Genomic DNA, 20,261 nt, shown 5'->3' with positions numbered 1-20,261 from the left:
AGGTAGGACTCGAACCTACGACCGATCGGTTAACAGCCGATAGCTCTACCACTGAGCTACTGCGGAATAATAAAGACAATTTGTATCTTATAAAACTTATCATCGTAAGTCAAGAAGTTTTTTCACAACATCTTGTACAAACGTGACATGTTTATAATATACTGGATTGCGTTTTCACTGTCAAGATGTTTTCTTTATCAGAATTAGTTTCCCTTTACATTTTCCACAGACATATCTTTTTGTATTTATTTGACGTCTCCTTACATATTGAAATGAGCACTCCACACATTCATACACATAAACCTTCTGTTCCTTCTCTTCATTAATCATTCGTTTACAAAAACGTGGTGCACCGACTTCCTTTAACAATTCACGAAAATCTCTATCCCGGTGCTTATACCCTCTTCCTGCAATATGTAAGTGATAATGACAAAGTTCATGTTTAACAATCCCGACTAACTCTTCTTTACCATACATTTTATAATATTGATAATTCAGTTCGATATTGTGACTTTTCAATAGATAACGCCCACCAGTTGTACGTAATCTATTATTAAACATCGCTTTATGTAAGAACGGCATACCAAAGTATCTTAACGACACTTCCTCTACTAGCTGTTGGATTTCTCGCTCATCCATTCTCATTCCTCCTAAACAAAAAAATATTTTTACACTTTTCTCCCTTCTTATACATATATTAAATAGTACATATACCCATCCTCATTCAAGAAGCGTGGTTTCTAACAATACAATATGAATAGAAATCCACTCACCAACCTCTCATCAATAGTACCTTAGCGAAAAGGGAAGATTTTTGAGAGTAGGATTAAACAAGGAGGGATTCCTATGCCCACATGGCTAAAAAAACAGATGCAACGTGCATATTTCGAAAAAAACCGGTATCAAATTAAATTACTAAATGAATGCTGGTTTTATTATAGCAAAATCCATCAAAGCTAATAATCCATTATACTTCTTACCCCATAAAAAAAGAGCAGTTTCATCTGCTCTCTTCTCTTATTATTCAATCGGCAACATGGATAATGCGACACGACCTTTTTTTGTATCAATATCATCGACCCATACCTTTACAATTTGCCCGACAGATACAATATCTAACGGATGCTTCACATATTGTGTACTTAGCTTAGAAATATGTACTAAACCATCTTGCTTTACACCAACATCAACAAAAGCACCAAAATCAACAACGTTACGAACGGTTCCTTCTAGTTCCATACCACGTTTTAAATCTTCTAATTTCAAAATCCCTTTTTTCAGAAGTGGTTTAGGCAACTCATCTCTCATGTCTCGCTCTGGACTAATAAGCGCATCTATAATATCCACTAATGTCGGTTCCCCAACTCCCGTTTCTTGAGACAACTTAGAAATCTCTACTTCTTCTAAGCTCTTTTGTAAATGCAATTGTCCTACATCATCTTTTGATAAACCTAAACTCTTCAATAACAATTCAACATTTTTATATTGTTCTGGATGAATTCCTGTTCGATCTAATGGATTCGCTCCTTCTAATATACGTAAGAAACCTACACATTGTTCGTACGTCTTTGCACCTAAGCGCGGGATTTTCTTTAATTCCGTGCGTTTCGTAAATTTCCCACCTTCTTCTCTCTTTGCCACAATATTTTTCGCAACAGTTTTCGATAAACCAGAAACATATTGTAATAATGCAACTGAAGCCGTATTTACATTAACACCAACTTGGTTAACTGCCGTCTCGACTACAAATGTTAATGATTCATTCAATCTCTTTTGAGATACATCATGTTGGTACTGTCCAACCCCAACTGATTTAGGATCAATCTTCACAAGTTCAGCAAGCGGATCTTGCAGACGTCTACCGATAGAAACCGCACTTCTTTCTTCAACCTGTAAATCCGGGAATTCCTCACGGGCTAAATCAGAAGCCGAATACACACTCGCACCAGCTTCGTTCACAATAATATAGAAGACTTCTCGTTTCACATTTTGTAATACATCAACTATAAATTCTTCTGATTCTCTAGAAGCTGTACCATTCCCAATCGCAATCATTTCAACTTGATATTTATCTATAATAGAAAGAACTTCCGCTTTTGCAGCTTCATATTTACGCACTGGCGGATGGGGATAAATAACACCAATATGTAGAACCTTCCCTGTATCATCTACTACAGCTAATTTACAACCCGTTCTATATGCAGGGTCTACAGCTAACACCACTTTCCCTTTCATAGGAGGTTGTAATAGTAAGTTACGTAAATTCTCAGAGAAAATATGTATCGCTTGTTCCTCAGCTGTTTCTGTTAATTCTTTTCGAATCTCTCTTTCAATCGAAGATTGAATTAATCGTTTATAGCTATCTTCAATCGCTAATTGTACATAATGCGCACTTTTAGACTCGTTATCACGAATTACTTTCTTATATAAGAAACTTAATATCTCATCTACTGGCGGAACAACAGCAATTCTCAATATATCTTCTTTCTCACCACGATTCATCGCTAGTACACGATGCGGCACTACTTTCTGCAACGGTTCTTCATAACTGTAATACATTTCATATATATTCTTTTCATCTTTTTCTTCATCTTTTACAGCCGAAGACATGATGCCTTTTCTAAACGTAACATTCCGAATCCAACTACGATATGCAGCTTCATCTGAAACGATTTCTGCGATAATGTCTTGAGCACCTTGTAATGCCTCTTCTGCAGTTTGTACTTCTTTCTCGACATCAATAAATTCTATCGCCTTTTGATTTGGATCTTCTTTTTTATATAACAATAACCATTCAGCTAACGGTTCTAATCCTTTTTCTTTTGCAATCGTCGCTTTCGTTCTTCTTTTTTCTTTATATGGACGATATAAATCTTCTACTTCTTGCAACTTTGTAGCTTTAACAATTTGCTGACGTAACTCTTCTGTCAGTTTCCCCTTCTCATCAATAAGACGAAGAACCTCTTCCTTCCTACCTTCAAGTTGCAGCATATATTGCCATCTCTCTAAAATCGCACGAATTTGCACTTCATCTAAAGAGCCTGTCCATTCTTTTCGGTAACGAGCAATAAATGGAACTGTGTTACCTTCTTCTGTTAATTGAATAACATGACGAACCTGCTTTTCGGTAAAGCCTAATTCTTTCACTAACATTTTCATTAACGCTTGTCGATTATCTACCATTTCCATATACAACCGTAACCTCCTCTATAATAAAAAAAGTTGCCCTGCAAAGAGAGCAACTTAAACTGCCGATTTAAAAATCTATTAGTCCTAAACTAATTTGTAACGCTTCATCTACACGACTCATCATCACTTCATCCAAATGAGTGATTTTGTCCGTTAAGCGTTGCTTATCGATTGTTCGAATCTGCTCAAGTAAAATAACAGAATCTCTCTCAAAACCGTACTTTTTCGCATCAATTTCCACATGAGTGGGTAATTTCGCTTTTTGAATCTGTGCAGTAATAGCCGCTACAATCACCGTTGGACTAAAACGATTTCCGATGTCATTTTGAATGACAAGAACCGGACGAACGCCTCCTTGCTCAGAACCAACAACTGGGGAAAGGTCTGCAAAATACACGTCGCCGCGTTTTACAATCAAAATATTACCCCCCGCTAACTAAGCGTTCTACTGTATGAGCTGCTTCATACTCTGCTAAGAAAGCTTCAGATGCAATACCAAGATTAATTTTTCCCATTTCAATGTACCCACGTCGCATTGATTCATGTTGGTAGCGTTTCTTCGTCTTATGTTGACGCAATAACAGTTGTGTTGCCTGGCAAATTAGTTCATGGCGATTCTTATTCTCTTGTTTTCCAATTCCGTCCAATTCCGTTACCATTTGCTTTGGCAACCGAACCACGATTTCAGTAGTTACACTTGATTCGGACACAAAAATACACCTCCACCGTCAACTACACACCCAAATATATATATGACACCTATTGTAATAATACCATTGTATGGAGCCTGTTGCAAAGACTTCCTTATTCCTTGCTTATGTTTTCCAATTCACAAGCAAAACATTCATCTTCTATTATTTTTTATCTCATTTTAAACAAGAATCAAAAGAATTCCTCTGCAAAACTTATATGAAAAGCGATTATAAGTAAAAAGCTTTTCGTCAAAAAAGAGCTTATTCTCCAACAATGAAAAACCCCCTCAAATGACAAAAAGCAAATCACACTACCTTCTATATACTATTTAAATAATTAATTACCTCTACAACCTTTCCATGCCGTATAAATATTCTCGGTACACGGAAACTTATCGTTGCGATAATTTCATAATTAATAGTCCCGGAGTATTCAGCAACCTCAGTAGCGCTAATATACTCATCACCTTGTCTTCCAATGAGTGTAACTCTCGTACCAAGCGGCACTTCACAAGGAAGATGTATCATAAATTGATCCATCGTTACTCGCCCTACAATCGGTACTCTTTTACCATTTACAAGCACTTCAAATCCTTGTAATCTTCTAAGCCAGCCATCTGCATAGCCAATCGCAACAGTCGCAATCCATTCTTCAGTTTTTGTTCGGTACGTGACGTTATAACTAATCCCATCCCCTTTAATCACCTGTTTAATATGAGCAACCTTCGTATGAAGCGACAACGCTGGTTCTAATTCAAACGGTAAAAAAGGACGTATTTCTACAGAAGGGGATAATCCATACATCGCAATACCAACTCGCACCGCATTAAATGTAATTCCTTGAAAACGTAACGTTGCAGCACTATTAGCCGTGTGGACAAATTTAGGATCCACTCCGAATTCTTTCAACCAACTTAACTGCTCTAAGAATGTGTTATATTGCTTATCAAAGTAAGAAGTCTCCACTTCATCTGCTGTTGCAAAATGTGTATAAACCCCTTCTAACTCTAAAAACGGCGCACCTTCTAAACTCTTCAAGAATCCTTTTAATTCTTTGCGTTCTCGTATTCCGATTCTTCCCATACCACTATCAAAATTAATGTGGAATTTCATTATAGATGAACCGTCCCAAAGTTTTATTGCTTCGTCCACCCATTCTTTTTGAAAAACAGTTAGTGCTACATCATTTTCAGCGGCTACATTTACATCACGGGGCGGAGAAGGGCCTAACACTAAAATCGGAGCAGTAATACCAGCTCTCCGAAGCACTAATGCTTCATCTAAAAAAGCAACTGCCAACCTTGTCGCTCCTGCTTCTAATGCAGTTTTAGCCACCGGTACATAATCGTGTCCATATGCATTCGCTTTAACTACAGCAAAAATCTCTACATCACTTGGAATGAATTCTTTAATGTGCGTAATATTGTTATAAATCGCGTCTAAATCTACTTCTACCCAAGTGTCACGGTAAAATGGTGCTTCTTCCATAAATACACTTCCTTATACACGATATGCGAAGCTTATTCTTTTATATGCTTCTTTTATGAAATCCAGCCTTCAAACTAAGAAAAGACGTGGTGCATATATAGCACCACGTCTAAAAAGTTTACTTCACCTGCTTCGCTGTAACTGAACGAGCAACCATTAACAGCTCCTTCGGCTCTAAACCTTTAGACACGAGCATATATTCTACTCCGTTATGCGACCACGTTAGAGAATCTTTCGTCAATGCGCCAATCGTGAAACCAAGATCAACCAATTCCCCACTTACACTTATCGCCGACGAAGCCTCTGCAACTTTTGCCTTTTCTTGTATTAAAGTAAAGGATTTCTTATTTCCAGTGTATGTGAGTATCGCACGCTTGCCACTGTCTGTCTGCAACTCTTTTTCGTCTTTCAATGTCACACCTTGTGGCGTATCTCTTGGATACAAAATAGCAAATGGTTTGTCTTCTTTTGCTGTTGTTGGTACATCCACTTGCGCTCTAGACATATTTTGCTTTGTATCAAATGCACCTTTATCAAATTTTGCATCGAACTTCACTTTAGAGAAATCTACTTTTACAAGAACGTTTTGATCATTATCCATTAACTTCACCGAAACCGGTGTTAGATCGCTCTTCTTCAATGTAATCTCTTGTTTCGGTAACATATTTTGATGTTGATAGTTTGTTTTGGTCTTAAAAATATAATACTTATCTGTTTTCTCGAAAGTAAGATTTTTCTTATCCTGCAAAATATCTCTCACAAGCGATTCATATAAATAAGCCTGGCTACTATTTTGCGGCCAATCACTTTGAAAACGGAAACTCTTATTAAGCGCCGGCGTTAATACAAATACACCTTCTTCATTTCTTAAAATAATTTGACTTTGATCTTTTTTCGCATTCTGTAAATTCACACGATAAAAAGAAGGTTCTTTATGCCAAATTTCCACTTTATACTCTTGAGGCTCATTCCCTGTTTTAATAGACAATTTCGCTTCAGCTTGATAACTTTTCATCCCTTTCACTTTCGCCTCTAAATCTCTCACGACATCATCCTGTTTCTTCTCCATACAACCCGCCAACACAAAAACGGTTAATAAACCGACAAGAACTAAAAACAGACGCCTTTTCATCACTTCAGCCCCTTTGCCCCTATAAATGAATGGAAGATATGCCTTCCTTATCGCTACCTCAAATATATGAGACAAAGATATAAAATATGCAGACTAGCGTGACGAGCTTTCTAAAACAACTTGAGCGACAGCAAATTCCTTACTATGACTAATTGATAAATGAACAATATGCTCTGTATTTGCAATAAGAATCGGCTTACCTCTATCATCATTTCTTACTTCAACATCTAAAAAACTCACTTCTTTCCCGATACCAGTCCCTACCGCTTTTGAATACGCCTCTTTCGCTGCAAATCTTCCAGCTACAAATTCCGTAAGACGACTTCCTTTCATTTCCTTAGCAACATTACGTTCACTTTCAGTTAAAATACGTTCCATAAATTTAAGCTTTCCATCTAGCATTTTTTCAATTCTATTCAATTCAATAATATCGATTCCAATCCCTACAATCATTTCGAAATCCCCTTCTTCTATTTAGCTTTACTCTTTCATACTGTAAGAATAACAGAGATTCTTTATGATGCAAAAGGAGTGATACTAACAACATGCTATTACGATTTGCACGCATTCCCTTACAACCAATTATCATCTCTTTACTTCTTATACAGTTAGTCATGTTTATGTTAAGTGACTTTTCTCTATTTCCTCTGGCAGCCTATAATGAATATATCTCTAAAGGAGAATGGTGGCGTCTCATAACTTCCCTACTTGTACATGTAGACTTACAACATTTTCTTTCTAATAGTGTTTGTTTATTTGTACTTGGTTCTTCTATTGAAAGGCAGCTAGGACATTTTTCTTTCATCATTATTTTTTTCCTTTCTGGCATTATCGGAAATATTTCTACTTATATTATTATGCCTCTTGAATATATTCACGCCGGAGCATCCGGCGGTATTTTTGGATTGCTAGGTGCACAATTATTTCTATTGTATAGTCGATATCGTTCTTCCAACCCAAGAGACATCGCTATTTTTTCAATCATGATATTTATATTACTACTATTTACTTTCTTTAATCCCTCTGCCAATCCTATAAGCCACTTAACAGGATTGATCATTGGTGGTATTTGCACCCCTTTATTAACAAAAAAATTCGATGGTGCAGAGCTCATTTAATATAAAAGCTCGCACCATCGACAATTTCTACATCTGTTTGTTTACTTAAATCTCTCATGAGTTGGAATAAAGACTCATCCTTCTTCTTCGCCTCAATCATACAATCAATTTGTCCAACACTACCCTTTATCCTTCTTAAAAAAGATAAAAATGCCTCAACATCAATAAAATCAGCATGCGCTCTTGGATCTTTCTCGTCCCTAGGGCTAGAAATGTGCATTTTCACTGGTAACAAAGACGATTCCCACGTATGTACAACACGCGCCCAATCTTCATGCCAATCTTCTCGATCATTATTCATCATATGGTGATGTAAATCAAATACAACGGGAATGTCCAATTTTTCTCCTAAATATAATGTTTCCTCGAGCGTAAAAGTTGTATCATCATTTTCTAACATAATCATTTCCTGAATACCTCTTGGGACATTAGACCAATTCTCTATAAAACGCTCTAATGCGAGCTCTTTATCTTTATATCCACCCCCAACATGCATTACACATCGTTGCTTATGTTCAATCCCCATACCTTTTAATAATTTTCTATGCATTTGTAATGTCTTTACAGATTGTTTAAAAATATTCTTCTCAGCCGAATTGAGTACAACAAAATGATCTGGATGAAAATCAATACGCATATTCATTCGAATGGCGTAATCACCTAGCGCTTTTAAATTTTCTTTTAAGGGACGAATGTAGTTCCACTCTAACAACTCCTCATGATTCGCTAAAGGAATCAACTTAGAACTAAGTCGAAAAAAGGATATATCATGGCCTTTATTATGTTTTAATAACCGTAAGCAATTTTCCAAATTCGAATTAGCAATCCTTTCAAGTTTACGAATCACCGCTTCCCGATCATCTATTTTTTGAAACTGCGCGTACGTCATCGTTTGAGATGGAGATGCATTTTTCAAATGTACACTCATCGCAACATACCCAAGTCTTACAAGCATGTAACACCTCATTTCTACACAAGTTATTATGTAGTATGTACAATTACAGAAATAAAAAAAGAGAATGCCGGAAAAGGGCATTCTCTTTTTTTGCTATTAAGCTTGTGGCTTACGGCTATGATGTTTTCTTTCGCCGCGTCCAGTTGAAGAACCTGGGCGACCTTGACCTTCGCCTCTGCGACCACGGTTACCATCACGGCTACCTTCGCGATTGCGATCACGGTTACCGTCACGATTACGGCCATCACGGTTACGGTCACGGTTACGACCATCGCCACTGCGTCCGTCACGACTACGATTACGGTTACCATCACGGTATCCGCCTCCGTTACCACCGCGTTTTTTAGAACCGCCACCTCTTGAAACAACTGGTGGTTCTGATGTTAAAGCGATTGGAGTTGTATCCGGCTCTTTTGTCATCATTTTTAAAGCAGCAGCTACTACTGTTACAGAGTCATTCTCTTCTAACATTTCTTCTGCAATACGCTTGTAGTATGATAAGTTATCACTTTCAATTGTGCTTTGAAGTTTTTCAGCGATTAAACGTTGTTGACCTTCTAGTGCCTCGTCAAGTGTCGGCGCTTCCATACGATCAACTTTACGTTTTGTTGTACGCTCGATATTTTTCAATTGTCCTGATTCACGTGGTGTTACAAATAGCATTGCAATACCTTTTTTACCTGCACGACCAGTACGGCCGATACGGTGAACGTATGATTCTGGATCTTGAGGAATATCGAAGTTGTATACGTGAGTTACGCCTGAAATATCAAGACCACGTGCAGCAACGTCTGTTGCAACAAGAACTTCGATAGCACCTTCTTTAAATTTACGTAATACAGACATACGTTTCGCCTGCGTTAAATCACCATGGATACCTTCTGCTGCATAACCACGTAAGTTTAATGCTTCTGATAATTCATCAACACGACGCTTTGTACGACCGAATACGATTGCAAGCTCTGGAGATTGAATATCTAGTAAGCGTGTTAACACGTCAAACTTTTTCTTTTCTTGCACTTCTAAATAGAACTGCTGAATGTTTGGCATTGTTACTTCTTTTGCTTTTACTTTAATGTGTTGAGGCTCAGTCATGAAACGCTCAGCAATACGACGGATTGGATCTGGCATTGTCGCTGAGAATAGTAATGTTTGATGTGTTTCTGGCACATCTGTTAAAATTGCTTCAATATCTTCAATGAAGCCCATGTTTAACATTTCATCCGCTTCGTCAAGAACAACTGTCTCTACGTTTTGTAGGCGAAGTGTTTTACGGTTAATATGATCTAAAATACGACCCGGCGTACCAACAATAATGTGTGGGTGTTTTTTTAGAGCACGAATTTGGCGGTTAATATCTTGACCACCATAGATTGGTAAAATACGAACACGTTTATGTTTACCAATTTTGTATAGCTCTTCTCCAACTTGAATTGCTAATTCACGCGTTGGCGCGATAACAATACCTTGAACTGCTTCTTTATTTGTATCCACTTTATCTAATAGTGGTAATCCGAATGCTGCCGTTTTCCCTGTACCTGTTTGTGCTTGCCCAATAATGTCTTTACCTTGCAATGCATGTGGAATTGTTTCAGCTTGAATCGGCGTAGCCTCTTCAAAGCCCATACTTTCAACTGATTGCAGTAAAGACTCACTTAATCCTAATTCTCGAAATGTTGTCAATGTTACTTCTCCTTTTCTATCCTATACTTATCATTTAAAAAAAGGCGTTTTCCGAACTTGCGGAAAAGCCCTTTTCCTGAATACTCACGTATATAACCGGGCGTATATTCTTCACGAAAATACTTCTAAACGTTATTACACTTTATCAATTATAAGTTTTGTATGTGCAAAAAGCAAACCCAACTGTTACCTTATTTCATATTCAGGGCCTTTTTCTTTACTTTTATTTTTTTATCATTTACTGTAAGCGCTTATTATAAGTTTCTTCTATTTTCGTAACTATCATCCCTATTTATATACGCCAATTATTTCAACATCGTAATTACTTCCTCTAATTTCATGCCACGAGATGCTTTTACTAATACAACATCTTTCACATCAACTACTGCTTGTAAATCTTTTACTAGCGCTTCTTTATTATCATACGCCTTTACACGTTCGCTAGGGAAGTTAATTTTCGCTCCTTCAGCAATTTGAGCCCCTAATCTACCATATGTGAATACAAATGCGATTTTTGCTGGATCGATTAATTTCCCTACCTCATAATGAAATTGCACTTCTTGATCTCCAAGTTCTAACATATCTCCAAGTACAACGATTTTTTTAGCGAATCCATCTAAACCATTCATTAAATGGAATGCTGCTTCCATAGCTGTCGGACTTGCATTGTACGCATCATTGATAATAGTTAATCCACTATCTGTTTTTACAATTTCCATACGCATGCCCGTCATTTGAAGTGTTACTAATCCTTGTTTCATTTCTTCCCACGTTACACCAAAGTGTTTCGCAATTGCCATTGAAGCAAGTGTATTATACACATTATGTTTCCCTAACACTGGTAGGTAGAATGACATATTTTCATCTTTATTCATCTTAAAGTGTGTCCCAGTCGCCTGTAATGTTACAGTCGTTGGATAATAATCATTTGCTCTAGCATCACCGAAAGTAACTGTTTCAGCCATTAAATTCATTTCAGGAACACGATTTGTTAATAATGGCTCATCTCCGTTATATACGAACACTCCACCTTCTTGTAATCCTGTCACAATCTCTAACTTCGCTTCAGCAATTGCCTCACGAGAACCTAAATCCATTAAATGTGCTTCACCAATATTCGTAATGATAGCTGCATTAGGACGAGCTAACTTAGATAAGAATTCAATTTCCCCTCGGCTTGACATACCCATTTCTAATACCGCTACTTCTGTATTTTCTTCTAGGTTTAAAATCGTAAGAGGTAAGCCAATATGGTTATTGAAGTTTCCTTCTGTTTTTTGAACTTTAAATTTAGTTGCAAGAAGACTCGTTACAATATCTTTCGTAGATGTTTTACCGTTACTACCTGTCACACCTACAACTTTAACATCCAATTGATCACGATAGCTTTTCGCTAACATTTGTAATGCCAATAGCGTATCTTCTACAAAGATAACCGGAAGATTCTCAGGCGGATTTGCTACATCTTTCATCCATAATGTAGCAACAGCTCCACTTTCAACAGCTTTATCTACAAAAGCATGTCCATCGAAACGTTCCCCTTGAATCGGAACATATAAATTTCCTTTTTCAATTTTTCTCGTATCAATAGACACCCCTTGTATAATAATTCCCTCATATTGCTCTGCTAATCCCGTACCATTTATCATCTGTTCTACTTGTTTTAACGTTCGATTTATCATGAAAACACTCCTTACATAGAGGAAGCACTATTCCTATGAATAGTGCCTCCTCCTTTATTGTTAGATTGTATATTTAATTTTTTGTTTTTCTTCGTGACGTTCAATCGCGAAACGAATTAGCTCTTCAATTAATTGAGGATACGGTAATCCAGTATGTTGCCATAATAGAGGGAACATACTAAACGGCGTAAATCCTGGCATCGTATTTACTTCGTTAATATATACTTCGCCATCTTTCGTTAAGAAGAAATCAGCTCGCGTTAAACCAGCACCGTCTAAAGATTGGAACGCAATGATCGCATCTCGCTTAATGACATTAGACTCTTCTTCTGTCATTTCAGCTGGAATAATTAATGCTGTATCGCCATCGATGTATTTTGACTTGTAATCATAGAAATCTTTTTTCGGTACAATTTCACCTACAACTGAACATTTTGGCTCATCATTACCTAATACACCAACTTCTACTTCACGTCCAACAATATTTTCTTCTACAATAATTTTTCGGTCAAATTGGAATGCCTCTTCAAATGCATTCTCAAGTTCTTCACGATCTTTACACTTATTAATACCAACACTTGAACCAAGGTTTGCTGGTTTTACGAAGCAAGGATATCCTAATACTTCTTCTACTTTTTCATATGCTGTTTCACGCTCTTTTTCCCATGCGCTACGAATGAAAGATGCATATTTCGCTTGTTTCAATCCAGCTTCTGCAAAGATATTTTTCATAACAACTTTATCCATACCAGCAGCTGATGCTAGCACACCATTTCCTACATAAGGAATGTTCATTAATTCTAATAATCCTTGAACCGTTCCATCTTCGCCGTTTGGTCCATGTAGTAATGGGAAAATAACGTCGATAGCATTTTCCTCAGAAGTTGCAGATGGAATAATTTCTGTGCTTAATGATAACGGAGAAATCGCATGTTCTGCACCGCTCATTTTTAAAGCTTCTACCTCTGTTACTTCACCTTCAATACGCTCACCGCGTACCCATTGACCTTGCTCTGTAATATAAATTGGATGAATCTCGAATTTATCTTGATTTAATGCTTTAATAGCAGCAAGAGCCGTTTGTAGCGAAACTTGATGCTCAGCTGATTTTCCACCATATAATAAACCTAATTTAATTTTTGTCACTGAAATCACCCTAACCAATTGTTTTCATTTTTCTATTTTAGCACTTTTTATAAAAATAGGTAGTTCCTATTTGAAATAAAATGCAACTTCCACAAATAATTAAATGACACCACTTATTGGTTTTCTACACTTTTTCTATTTCACTTTCTTCATAACTATACAGAAGTGAATTTTAAAATAAAATCATAATCCAATCTAGTTATGTACCTAAAATATGTAGAAATCCCCTTTTTGTGTATGTCATCTACTCATTAAGAAGACTGTTTGGTTAGTGTGTCTTTTTGCCTTTGTTCAACGAGACGATCTAAAGAAACATATACAATACCCGCAACTACACACCCTACAGCTAAAATTGTAAATAGAAAGTGACCAAGTAATCGATCTAATAAAAACCCTCCTAAAAGTGGGCCGAATGCACTTCCTGTAATCCACTGCAAACTGGCAGCTCCCATATAAGTCCCTCTCAAATGTTCAGGGGCCAAATTCGCTACAAACGTCATCTGGACAGGCGACATAATCATCTCACCTAACGTATATATGGCATAAACGAACAGCAACGTTATTAAAATAACTGTAGCATTTGTATCGAATTCTCCAAACCACTTTGGTAACCACCCTATAAAAAATAATCCAATGCCGAATAAACATGCACCATATAACATCGTTTTTCCGACAGGTTTATCTGCGGCCCATTTTGAAATTTGAAATTGGAACAACACAACTAACAGTCCATTTAGAGCCATTAAATATGGGTATGGATTGTTAACCCCAAAAATACCATTCATTTCATTATCAAAGTGTAGCGGCAACATACCTTCTGTTTGAGAAAAACCCATCGAAATAACGATACCTGCCAATAAGTAAATCATTAATGCCTTATCTCGCATTACAATTTTCCAAACTGCCACAGATTCCTTTTCTATATTCTCTTCTTTATTTGTATCCTTCGGCATTGTCTCTTGAATAAGAAGTAATACTAGTAATGCATAAAAAAGCATCGTAGAAGAGGCAATAATAAACACAAGGTTCTTTGACAACACAACTACTGATGCTCCCATTATCGGACCAATCGCAGCACCTATATTGTGTCCCATTCGCAATAAACCATATGCTTCTGTTCTTTTTTCCGGTGCCGTTACATCCGCAACCATCGCTGATGCAGCTGGATGAAATAGCGAATTACTTAATCCTAAAAAAACAGATAAAATCGCATACGGAATAAATCCTTCTATAAATAAAAAACCGAGCATCAATAATGCATTACTCACCATCGAAAATATCATAATTGGCTTTCTTCCATATATATCAGCAATTCTCCCCCCTATAATAGCTCCAAAGCTTGCAGCAATTGGAGAAAGCGCCATAATAACTCCGACCTGTAATAATGAATCTACCTTATCTTTTAAATATAATGCGAAAAAGGGCATTAACATCATCATTGCAATTCCATTCAACGTCTCGCCGACAAATCGAATCCATACGTTACGATCCATCGCCCTTAACTCATGCCACATACTTTTCATAATCCCACCCCTTTATTTAACCAACAATTATCTTATAACAATTTCAGAACAATGTAAATTTTCAGAATAAAAAATCCATCCTAAAATAATTAGAATGGATTTTCCCTCTTATAAATTCGCTACATCATCTTCTTCTTTACTATTATTTAAAGCGCTATGCTTTCGGCTATATAGGAAGTAAACTGCTATACCGATAACCATCCACACTCCAAAACTAATCCACGCTGTCCCTGATAATTGAAGCATTAAGTATAAACAAAAAATTACTGTTAATGCTGGCAAAACTGGTACAAGTGGCGCCTTAAATGCTCTTGGTAAATCAGGATGAGTTCTTCTCATTACAATAACAGCAACAGCTACAAGTGCAAAAGCTGATAAAGTCCCCATGTTTACAAGATGTGCTAACACATTTAAATCTATTAATCCTGAAATAAGTGCTGCAATAATTCCCGTTGTCCATGTATTTAAAAACGGTGTTTTAAACTTCGGATGAACTTTAGCAAGACGCTTCGGCAATAACCCATCACGGCTCATCGCATAGGAAACGCGAACTTGCCCGTACATCATAACTAGCATTACAGTTGTAATTCCTGTGATCGCCCCTACTGAAATTACCCCCGCTAAACCATCTTGTCCAATAAATTGAAGTGCAAAAGCAACCGGATCTGATATATTTAGCTGTCCGTATGGAACTATTCCTGTCAAAATAAGCGAAACAACGATATAAAGTATCGTACAAATTAATAATGATGCAATAATACCGATTGGTAAATCACGTTGCGGGCGCTTCACTTCTTCTGCAGCTGTTGAAACTGCATCAAACCCTATAAATGCGAAAAATACTGTAGCCGCCCCAGCCATTACACCATCTAAACCAAATGGCATAAAAGGCGTCCAGTTTTCAGGTTTCACATAATTAAAACCAGCAAAAATAAAAATAAGAACAACTGCTATTTTAATAAATACCATAATATTATTTATGCGTGCACTTTCACGAACACCTCTAGATAAAAGAACTGTCATCAATAAAATAATGAGAACAGCAGGTAAATCAATTATTCCACCCTTTCCTGTACCGGGTGCCGAGGAGAGAATGGTCGGAATATGAATCCCGAATCCTTTTAATAAAGATTGAAAATACGCGGACCATCCATTCGCCACAGCAGATGTGGCAAGTAAATATTCAAGCATCAAATCCCATCCAATTAAAAATGCAAATACCTCTCCCATCGTTGCATATGTGTACGTATACACACTACCAGAGACAGGAACTGAAGAAGCGAATTCAGCATAACAAAATGCAGCAAAGGCACAAGCTAACGCGGCTATTGCAAATGATAATATAATAGCTGGTCCAGAATGTTTTGCTGCTACCACGCCCGTTAGAACAAAAATGCCTGTTCCAACAATTGCCCCAATTCCAAGCATAGTTAAATCTAATGCGCCCAATGTTCTTGCTAATGTCTTTTGCTTGCTTTCTTGCATTAACTTTTCAATAGGCTTCTTTTGAAATATTTGCTTCATAGCTTGCTCCTCCAAGTTTTAAATTTTCAGAAAATTTTTAATTCGCTTTTTCATTTTACTCATAACACTTTTGTCAGTCAATACTTTTGTCGAAATAAGTAGAAATTCTTCTGAATATTCACTATTTTTATCGTTCATTCTATATATCTTTCTATATGTTTTTTTGGTATTATTATACATGTCGATTCCATAAAAGAGGCATACTCACTTAGTGAGTATGCCTCTTTTCACTTATTTTACAGTATATGAGCCCTCTTCAATCCAGCTATACATATACTTTTCATCTTCTGTTTCATGTGCTTGTTTTACAATACGTAGCGGACGGAATGTATCTATCATAACAGCTAATTCGAGCGTTTCTTTCTTTCCTATACTTGCCTCTGTTTTCCCAGGATGTGGTCCATGCGGAATACCGCTCGGATGAAGTGTAATAGACCCTTCTTCCACACCTTTTCGGCTCATAAAGTTTCCTTCTACATAGTACAGTACTTCATCACTATTCACGTTACTATGATAATATGGTGCCGGAATAGATTCTGGATGATAATCGTATAAACGTGGTACGAAAGAACAGATGACGAAATTGTGTCCCTCGAACGTTTGATGTACTGGCGGCGGCTGATGAATACGACCTGTAATTGGTTCAAAATCCTCTACATTAAACACCCAAGGATATAAATAACCATCCCATCCAACAACATCTAATGGATGATGTCCTAGAACATGTTTATGCATATACCCTCTCGACTTTGTCATTACGACAAACTCACCTTTTTCATCATACGTCTCTAATTTTTCTGGACCACGAATATCTCTTTCACAAAACGGACTATGTTCTAACAATTGTCCATACTCATTACGATAACGACGTGGCGTTGTAATTTGGCTATTAGCCTCTACAACAAGAAACTTTGTCTCTCCTGCATCTGGAATAACACGATAAATCGTTCCAATTGGGATCGTTACATAGTCACCTTTTCTATAGTGAATCGTTCCAAACATCGTTTCAATTTTCCCTGTTCCATAATGAACAAATAGCATTTCATCGCCATCACCATTACGGTAGAAATAATCCATTTTTTCTGTTGGGCTCACTACTCCAATTAATACATCTTCATTTCCAAGTATGAAGTTTCTCCCACTTACTGCATCGCCAGTTTTTTTGTTTTCCTTCGTACGAAAATGACGATGAGCAAGAGCTACATCTTCTTCATACTGCAACTGACAAGAATGAGATAATGCCGCATGACCTACTTCCGTTGGCATATAATGATGGTACAAAATAGACTGCGTACCAGAAAAACCTTTTGTTCCCATTACCTGTTCACGATAAAGCGATCCATCTTTCTTACGGAATTGTACATGTCGTTTATGAGGTAGCTCCCCCATGTGACGATAAAACATGCCCATCACCTGCTTTCCTTTCTTTTTTGACCGTATTACATAATGTACCTAAACCAGTAATCGCAAGTTCTACAACATCACCATCTTGTAGCCACTCTTCCGTGCCAAGTTCTAAAACACAACCTGTCCCTACTGTTCCAGACCCAATCACATCACCAGGATATAACGTAACATCCTCCGAAGCTCGTTCAATCATCTCTGCGAATGTATAGTAAATATCTTGAAAATTACCCTTCGATAATAGCTTTCCATTTACATGAGCAGTCATCTCTAAATCATACCGATTTCCATTACGATACACGTCTAATTCTTCTTTCGTAACGAGATATGCTCCTAATGAAGTTGCAAAGTCTTTTCCCTTCGCTGGACCAAGCCCAACTTTCATTTCAGTTGCTTGTAAATCCCTTGCACTCCAGTCGTTCATAATACAATAACCAAAAATATATTCCTCTGCTTGCTCACGAGAAATATTCCGTCCTTCTTTTCCAATTACACAAGCAATCTCTAACTCATAATCAAGCTTTTTAGACTTCTCCGGACCTATTACAAAATCATTTGGGCCAATAACAGCACGATGGTTAGTAAAATAAAAAACCGGGATATCATACCATTCAGGTACCACATCTAACCCTCTTCGCCCGCGCGCGGTTTTTACATGCTGTTCAAATGCATAAAAATCTCGAATGCTGCTTGGATTAGGAAGAGCAGCCGTCAACTGTACTTCCTCTAAAGAATATATACCCTTGTTTGGATTCGTAATATTACGCACTACTTCTACATACTCATCTGCTTTCTCTAAAAAGGCGAACATAGAAGAAGGTAATTTCCCATCACTCGCGAGATTCATATCGATTACTTTGTCACCTTCAATCCACCCAGCTCGCATTTCTTTTGAAGGGAGACGAAATGTAACAAATTTCATCATGATTCCTCCCTATGAAAATGAAATTTCCACCAGCAATAGAAATTTTGCTGGTGGATACAAACCTTATAAGTTTCCGCGACGCTCTTGTTCTCTTTCAATTGATTCAAACAATGCTTTAAAATTACCTTCACCGAATCCACGAGAACCTTTACGTTGGATAATTTCAATAAATAAAGTCGGACGGTCTACAATTGGTTTCGTAAAGATTTGTAGTAAATAACCTTCATCATCACGATCCACTAAAATTTTCAATTCTTTTAGCCTACCAATTTCTTCATCAATTTTTCCAACTCGTGCAGTTAACTCATCATAATACGTATCTGGTGTATCTAAAAACTCCACACCATTTGCGCGAAGCGCTTCGACTGTTTTCACAATATCATTTGTTAATAACGCTAGATGTTGCACACCTGCTCCATTATAGAATTCTAGATATTCTTGAATTTGCGATTTTCTCTTTCCATCTGCCGGTTCGTTAATAGGAAACTTAATACGACTTCCATTCGTCATAACTTTCGACATTAACGCTGAGTACTCTGTACTAATATCATCATCATCGAAATGGATCATTTGTTTAAAGCCCATAACGTTCTCATAATAACTAACCCATTCCTCCATTTTCTCAACATTACCAACTACATGGTCTACAGCAATTAACCCAGACTCTTCAAACGGAATATTAAACTCCACCTTTTGGAATCCTGGCATAAATGTCCCTTTATAATTTTTACGCTCTACAAGCGTATGAATTGTATCACCATACGTACCAATAACTGCTTTTTTCAATGTACCGTTCTCATCTGTTAACTCCTCAGGTGGAGCAATCGCGACAGCACCACGTTTCACTGCCTCCGAGTATGCTTTATCAACGTCATCAACAAGTAAAGCCACGTCTTTCACTCCGTCACCATGAGTCTTTACAAACTCTGCGATACGATTATCGCTACCTAGGGCTCCAGACACAACGAAACGCATATTTTTTTGCACAAGAACATAAGATACCTTTTCACGGTTTCCAGTCTCTAATCCAGAATAAGCCACAATTTTGAATCCGAAAGCTCTAGCAAGATAATAGCTTGATTGCTTTGCATTTCCTACGTAAAATTCCAAATGATCTACATCACGTACCGGGAAAAAATCCTCCATTTGTGCAGCTAGCGTATCCATAGATTTTTGTTTCATAAAATACTCATCCCCCTGTAAATAGATTAAATGATTCATACTTAAACCAACCAGAAAACGCTTCCAACATTCATTAATAAAATTAGTTAGCAAGCTAACAAATTATGACCTTTAAAATTTTCTATCTTTTCTGTCAAATTCCTCTTTTTTCTTCCAGATAAAATTCGACTTTTTTCTTTTTAAAGTAAAACTTTACTCATTGGGGATTTACGGGATAATGGGATAACATGAATACTTGAGGGTATGTACGAGGAAAATAAAAAAGACCCCAACATATTAACTATTTACTAATACGTTAGAGTCTTTATTTTTTTTGAATGATTGTATTTATATATCTCATACTAATATATTTGCAAGGAATAGAATAAATGATGTTAATACTACCGCTCCACCTAATGATCCTAATAAATCTGTTTTTGTTACTTGTAACATTTGTTCACTGTTCATATTCCTCATTCTCCCTTCGTTTATCTTGTGTTACAAAACTTCTATTATACTAATACGCTTGATAAAAATACGATTAATGCTGTTAATACTACTGCTCCACTTGCTGATCCTACGAAATCACCTTTTGTTACTTGTAATACTTGCTCTTTCATATCTTTCATTCTCCCTTCC

General features: G+C 36.9%; 20 protein-coding genes. 2 read left to right on the top strand and 18 right to left on the bottom strand.

Annotated elements, in window-relative coordinates:
* Positions 1-180: 180 nt before the first annotated feature.
* On the bottom strand, positions 181-645 hold the full coding sequence (locus BAQ48_RS20560) for a SprT family protein (RefSeq protein WP_278248834.1): 465 nt from the start codon (positions 643-645) through the stop codon (positions 181-183).
* Positions 646-846: 201 nt separating this feature from the next.
* On the opposite strand from BAQ48_RS20560, the gene cmpA reads away from it, so the two are divergent.
* Positions 847-960: a cortex morphogenetic protein CmpA gene (gene cmpA / locus BAQ48_RS27265; protein WP_001143641.1), complete on the top strand. Its 114-nt coding sequence runs from the start codon at positions 847-849 to the stop codon at positions 958-960.
* 60 nt (positions 961-1,020) lie between these two features.
* On the opposite strand, the gene BAQ48_RS20555 is transcribed toward cmpA, so the two are convergent.
* From BAQ48_RS20555 to acpS, 6 genes are all read right to left on the bottom strand, one after another.
* Positions 1,021-3,189 (bottom strand): Tex family protein, encoded by a 2,169-nt coding sequence (locus BAQ48_RS20555; RefSeq protein WP_071712634.1) that lies wholly within the window; start codon positions 3,187-3,189, stop codon positions 1,021-1,023.
* A 67-nt stretch (positions 3,190-3,256) separates the two neighbouring features.
* A complete protein-coding gene (gene ndoA, locus BAQ48_RS20550) occupies positions 3,257-3,607 on the bottom strand; it encodes a type II toxin-antitoxin system endoribonuclease NdoA (protein WP_000635965.1) in 351 nt (116 codons plus the stop codon).
* A 4-nt stretch (positions 3,608-3,611) separates the two neighbouring features.
* The gene (locus BAQ48_RS20545; RefSeq protein ID WP_000004570.1) at positions 3,612-3,899 is read right to left on the bottom strand and encodes an antitoxin EndoAI; all 288 of its coding nucleotides are present in this window, start codon (positions 3,897-3,899) and stop codon (positions 3,612-3,614) included.
* Positions 3,900-4,199: 300 nt separating this feature from the next.
* A complete protein-coding gene (gene alr / locus BAQ48_RS20540) occupies positions 4,200-5,369 on the bottom strand; it encodes an alanine racemase (RefSeq protein WP_071712633.1) in 1,170 nt (389 codons plus the stop codon).
* A gap of 118 nt (positions 5,370-5,487) precedes the next feature.
* Complete coding sequence (locus BAQ48_RS20535; protein ID WP_071712636.1) at positions 5,488-6,438, bottom strand: LolA family protein; 951 nt, start codon at positions 6,436-6,438, stop codon at positions 5,488-5,490.
* A 156-nt stretch (positions 6,439-6,594) separates the two neighbouring features.
* The gene (acpS, locus tag BAQ48_RS20530) at positions 6,595-6,954 is read right to left on the bottom strand and encodes a holo-ACP synthase (protein WP_000635046.1); all 360 of its coding nucleotides are present in this window, start codon (positions 6,952-6,954) and stop codon (positions 6,595-6,597) included.
* A 92-nt stretch (positions 6,955-7,046) separates the two neighbouring features.
* On the opposite strand from acpS, the gene BAQ48_RS20525 reads away from it, so the two are divergent.
* The gene (locus BAQ48_RS20525) at positions 7,047-7,619 is read left to right on the top strand and encodes a rhomboid family intramembrane serine protease (RefSeq protein ID WP_071712632.1); all 573 of its coding nucleotides are present in this window, start codon (positions 7,047-7,049) and stop codon (positions 7,617-7,619) included.
* On the opposite strand, the gene uvsE is transcribed toward BAQ48_RS20525, so the two are convergent.
* The 11 genes from uvsE to BAQ48_RS20470 all read right to left on the bottom strand — a co-directional run bounded on the left by uvsE (position 7,612) and on the right by BAQ48_RS20470 (position 20,251).
* Positions 7,612-8,574 carry a UV DNA damage repair endonuclease UvsE gene (gene uvsE, locus BAQ48_RS20520; RefSeq protein WP_071712631.1) on the bottom strand — a complete coding sequence of 321 codons (963 nt, stop codon included), beginning with the start codon at positions 8,572-8,574 and terminating at the stop codon, positions 7,612-7,614. The two genes, BAQ48_RS20525 and uvsE, sit on opposite strands and share 8 nt — an antisense overlap.
* Positions 8,575-8,670: 96 nt before the next feature.
* Positions 8,671-10,257: a degradosome RNA helicase CshA gene (gene cshA, locus BAQ48_RS20515; protein WP_071712630.1), complete on the bottom strand. Its 1,587-nt coding sequence runs from the start codon at positions 10,255-10,257 to the stop codon at positions 8,671-8,673.
* 305 nt (positions 10,258-10,562) lie between these two features.
* Positions 10,563-11,939: a UDP-N-acetylmuramoyl-tripeptide--D-alanyl-D-alanine ligase gene (gene murF, locus BAQ48_RS20510; RefSeq protein WP_071712629.1), complete on the bottom strand. Its 1,377-nt coding sequence runs from the start codon at positions 11,937-11,939 to the stop codon at positions 10,563-10,565.
* 60 nt (positions 11,940-11,999) lie between these two features.
* The gene (locus tag BAQ48_RS20505; protein ID WP_071712628.1) at positions 12,000-13,085 is read right to left on the bottom strand and encodes a D-alanine--D-alanine ligase; all 1,086 of its coding nucleotides are present in this window, start codon (positions 13,083-13,085) and stop codon (positions 12,000-12,002) included.
* A gap of 251 nt (positions 13,086-13,336) precedes the next feature.
* Positions 13,337-14,608, bottom strand: a complete 1,272-nt coding sequence (locus tag BAQ48_RS20500) for an MDR family MFS transporter (RefSeq protein ID WP_071712627.1) — start codon at positions 14,606-14,608, stop codon at positions 13,337-13,339.
* Between the two features lie 108 nt (positions 14,609-14,716).
* The gene (gene bcaP, locus BAQ48_RS20495) at positions 14,717-16,132 is read right to left on the bottom strand and encodes a branched-chain amino acid transporter BcaP (RefSeq protein WP_000809376.1); all 1,416 of its coding nucleotides are present in this window, start codon (positions 16,130-16,132) and stop codon (positions 14,717-14,719) included.
* Positions 16,133-16,363: 231 nt separating this feature from the next.
* Positions 16,364-17,536, bottom strand: a complete 1,173-nt coding sequence (locus BAQ48_RS20490; protein WP_000499908.1) for a homogentisate 1,2-dioxygenase — start codon at positions 17,534-17,536, stop codon at positions 16,364-16,366.
* Positions 17,502-18,458 (bottom strand): fumarylacetoacetate hydrolase family protein, encoded by a 957-nt coding sequence (locus BAQ48_RS20485; protein WP_071712626.1) that lies wholly within the window; start codon positions 18,456-18,458, stop codon positions 17,502-17,504. Before BAQ48_RS20485 ends, BAQ48_RS20490 begins: the two co-directional genes overlap by 35 nt.
* 66 nt (positions 18,459-18,524) lie before the next feature.
* Positions 18,525-19,643 (bottom strand): 4-hydroxyphenylpyruvate dioxygenase, encoded by a 1,119-nt coding sequence (gene hppD / locus BAQ48_RS20480; protein ID WP_071712625.1) that lies wholly within the window; start codon positions 19,641-19,643, stop codon positions 18,525-18,527.
* A gap of 336 nt (positions 19,644-19,979) precedes the next feature.
* Positions 19,980-20,090, bottom strand: coding sequence for a DUF3948 family protein (locus tag BAQ48_RS20475; RefSeq protein WP_001083682.1), 111 nt, complete (start codon positions 20,088-20,090; stop codon positions 19,980-19,982).
* 44 nt (positions 20,091-20,134) lie between these two features.
* Positions 20,135-20,251 carry a DUF3948 family protein gene (locus tag BAQ48_RS20470; RefSeq protein ID WP_000654250.1) on the bottom strand — a complete coding sequence of 39 codons (117 nt, stop codon included), beginning with the start codon at positions 20,249-20,251 and terminating at the stop codon, positions 20,135-20,137.
* Between the last annotated feature and the right edge of the window lie 10 nt (positions 20,252-20,261).

This window comes from Bacillus luti (assembly GCF_001884105.1).
GTDB classification, from domain to species: Bacteria; Bacillota; Bacilli; order Bacillales; family Bacillaceae_G; genus Bacillus_A; species Bacillus_A luti.
This window is presented reverse-complemented; position numbering and strand designations above follow the sequence as displayed.